A 3862-nucleotide genomic window follows, 5' to 3' on the forward strand; every position below is an offset into this window, starting at 1 on the left:
GAGCTCCGATCGAATATCGAATTTCGATGGCTGCATAGTCTTTTTTACAGTTGTCTACTTGACGGGGGGAAGACCATTCTTGCTACCAAAGCGAAGTCCATTTCTGGTATCGTAAATTTTGTAAGAAGTATCGTATCGAAATACGACTGATAAGGAACAACCTAAAGTTATTTTAAAATAATCAATTAAAGGTTCCTTCACAGGAGAATTAGGATTTACAGTAAATGCTTAAATTAAATTCACACCAAATGATTCTAAAAAATCAAAAGTTACAATGTCTGTATCTGATTATCAAATTCCTGTAAAGTGTATATGGCTATTCAAATAAGAGGACTCCCTGTACTAAAAGTTAGTACAGGGAGTTTGTTTTTTACACTCTTTATTACTTGTCTAGATTTGTTATATAAAAATTTACAGCCTCTAATAAGAATTCTTCTTGTCCAATACCAGCATCCGCGGCCATTTGAATTACTTTTTGTTTAAATTCATGATCCGCATGAAAAGTGAAGGGTTCTATATTACTTTTAAAGTAAATTCCTTCTACATGTGGAAGGATCGTTCCGGATTTCATATGAGAATGTAAGTATTCAATCTCTTCTTGAAATTGTAATGGATTTACTTGTAAAATAAAGGGCTTAATTTCTAATTTAATAGTTTCTGATGTAGAGGTTAACCGCATATTGGTGATACCAAGTTCTTTATAAAATAAATTTATTAGATTGTAAATAATGGAATTATATAGTTGCGGTTTTTTAAATGAAAAAGTTAAATACCCCCTTTTCGTAATTACCGCTTGTTTTTGAAAAGGTTCAAAGGAATAATCACATTCTTTATACGTGGATAGTGGTAAAATTTCTTCGTCCTCTGTAAGAATCTTCCCGTCTGCGCCATTAATTTCTATTACTCTAGCTGTTTTCCCAGTATGTAGCTGTGTTAATAATTGGTATAAATATATATATTCATCTTGGATTTTAGTAATGAATGTTTTTCGCTCTTTTGTTTTGTTTTTTTCATAATCAAGCATAAAAATCTCTAGCTCTTCTTCATCAATAAGATAAATTTGTTTTCCTCGTTTTTCTACCATTGTTGCAGGTAGTTTTCCAGATTTGATATATGTAAAGACGGTAGATGGTGCTACATTAAGAATCTCAGCTGCTTCTTTTGTACTATAACCCTCAATCTCTTCGATATTTTTTAAACGTTCAATATCCTCTAAATAGAAAATCTTACTACCGAATTGCTTCCAGTTATCTTTATATACACATTCTATTAATCCATCTTTTTCTTTCTTTAAAATTGTTTGTACCGTTACTCCTAATAAGTCGGCTGCCTCTTTTGTCGTTACAGTAGGTTTTGTAATGAACAATAAATCTTGTGTCATGAAAGGACACCTCCATAACTATTGTTTACTAGTATTTTAGATATGTATATATCATATCAGAATATGGGATATATTTAAAATGAGAAACAGGATTTATTAAAATTCTTATAAATTTTTGTATTTTAAAAAAATTTTAGATTTAATTTATCTCTTGATGTATTTTAAAATTTATTTTCTTTGTAAGAGGGATTTAAAATCTTAGGTATTAACTATTAAATGATATCTATTTGCCAATAAATTATAAAAAAATATGAGTATAGGATAATGAAGAAGAATATAGTATTCTTACAGAAAGAAAATGAATTATCATTTGTATAATGTATAAAAGTAAAATAAAATGATAAGTAAGGATATTAAAGAGAATTATTTTCATAATCTTCAATAGGAGAGGTGAATTCGAAATATGGATAAACAAAATAAAAAAGAGAACTTACCTATAACAAAGAATCAAAGTGAAGATATAGATACATTTGTAGAAAATATAAGAGATATGGTTCCATTCTTGCATGATAGTCGTTATATAGATAAGTTGGAAGAGAAGATGGAGGTTGCAGAAAAAGAGGGAAAGGGTAAATATACGTATTTAAGTGATTTGGAAGTCATTTATCATTTTGTACATTTACAAAATGATATGGATGAGAAAAAGAATAGAAAAGAGGATACGAAAAAGAGTTATGTATCTGAAATTTTATCATTTTGTCAGTGCATGGTGCAGCATGCGGAGGAGTTCGAATTGAATGGGGAAGAGGTACAGCAAAATGACTCTTTATTAAAAACATTACAGCCCTGGCATATTCGTAAATATAATGCTTGGTTGAAGCAGGTAGAGAACGGTAGAAATGGGGATACGTACGCGGTCGCAACACTTGCAAAAAAATCAGTAATTCTTCGTTCTTTTTTCAAACACCTTTATGTATTTGCTTATATTGAAAGACCTATTCATGAAGAACTACAGCGCGCAAATGTAAATGAACAAGATCGGCCAAATCGGGACCTATCCTATGATGAAGTAATGAAAATTTTAGGGTTTTATAAAGAACAAGGTCATTTAGTAAACTATACACTTTTACTAGCTCTAGCAAGTACCGGTGCAAGAATTCAAGAATTGTGCACCGCGAGAGTCAAAGATTTACATTATGACGGAAAGTATTGGCTAAGGGTCAAGGGAAAAGGGGATAAAATACGTGAACTTTTCATTCCTGAACATTTATACCAATGCATTAGTGAAATGGGACGGAGAAGAGGATTCCAAACCATATTGGATCAGGGAGACGAATGCCCTTTATTTGTAAATCAAAGAGGGGATTTTTATAATCCTAAAACGTTATCAAATCAGGTAACAGATATGATAAAAAAGACAAATTTAGATTTTCTAAAGTATCGTGAAAATCCTGTAACGGCACATACATTCCGTCATGCTTTTGCAATCATGGCAGTTGAACAAGGAAATGCAGATTTATATCACTTAATGCAAACACTTGGACATGAAAATATTCAAACGACCAAAATCTATTTAGAGAAGCATATGAAACGGAAGAATAATGTAGGTACTTCCTTTGCGGATATATTACAATGAATAAAAGGTATACAATAGGGGAATAATTGGGGAATTAATACAATGTTAGATGTTAACAGAATAAAAATCAATTGTGTTTCCTTCAGAATTAATAACACGATATAAATACATTCATTGCCCCCTTACCTGTATATACGTTTCATACAACCTCTATAAACCATTTGTTTGCTCGAGATGACTTCGAATTCGTTTATTGAAGTTTTCTTTTTTATACTAATCACACATCTTTTTAAAAATCATAGTATTAGTATGTCCAAGGTTAGGAGAGTGCTTGTAAAATTTTTTAACTAGAACAGTTCTAGATTTAATTGTATTTCCCAATAGATTACATCATTTCCTTATAAAAATAAAGAAAGGTGGTTTCGACAGGCGCCTAGACAAGGAAACTTAAATATTTAAATATAATCGTATGATAAAATTCTCGTTTTATTAAGAAATGGCTGTGTTCTATATTGTAGATTAAGGAATCTGTCTATTTTATATGAAGTAGAGGTGATGATTATAAGTGGAAAGAAGATACAAAATCAGTCTGTCCATAATTATAATTCCTTTGTTAAGCAATTATTTCAATTAATAGGGTAAAAAAGGTTTTATAGGAATCTGAACCAACTTACAATTTATAAAATTTTGAAAGCAAAATAAAAAAGACTCCCTCATCAACAGGATGATAGAAGTGGAAACAGCTGTCATCGCTAATAAAACAAAAATTCTTTATTTTATTACGTGATAGCCGTTTCGATTCTTAAATGGGTCAGGTTTTAAGTATTTCGCACATTTATTATTCTATTACGCGAAATTGGTTTTGTAAACCTTTTTCGAGGTGGAATTAAGGGTTCTGGTGCAAAAACTTCAGGCCACTTGCAAATAATCTCTCAAACTTGGACATACTGATACTATTATTCTGA

2 protein-coding genes and 1 pseudogene are annotated in these 3862 nt (G+C 30.7%); 1 reads left to right on the forward strand and 2 read right to left on the reverse strand.

Going from position 1 to position 3862, the window contains the following annotated elements:
• Positions 1-382: 382 nt before the first annotated feature.
• Positions 383-1381 carry a helix-turn-helix domain-containing protein gene (locus tag JDS99_RS30050; RefSeq protein WP_199696393.1) on the reverse strand — a complete coding sequence of 333 codons (999 nt, stop codon included), beginning with the start codon at positions 1379-1381 and terminating at the stop codon, positions 383-385.
• 403 nt (positions 1382-1784) lie between these two features.
• On the opposite strand from JDS99_RS30050, the gene JDS99_RS30055 reads away from it, so the two are divergent.
• Positions 1785-2957, forward strand: a complete 1173-nt coding sequence (locus tag JDS99_RS30055) for a tyrosine-type recombinase/integrase (protein ID WP_199696394.1) — start codon at positions 1785-1787, stop codon at positions 2955-2957.
• Positions 2958-3071: 114 nt separating this feature from the next.
• On the opposite strand, the pseudogene JDS99_RS32205 reads toward JDS99_RS30055, so the two are convergent.
• A pseudogene (locus tag JDS99_RS32205) lies at positions 3072-3152 on the reverse strand (IS6 family transposase); the annotation flags it as partial.
• Positions 3153-3862 lie beyond the last annotated feature (710 nt).

The organism is Bacillus cereus group sp. N6 (assembly GCF_016483705.1).
GTDB lineage: Bacteria > Bacillota > Bacilli > Bacillales > Bacillaceae_G > Bacillus_A > Bacillus_A wiedmannii.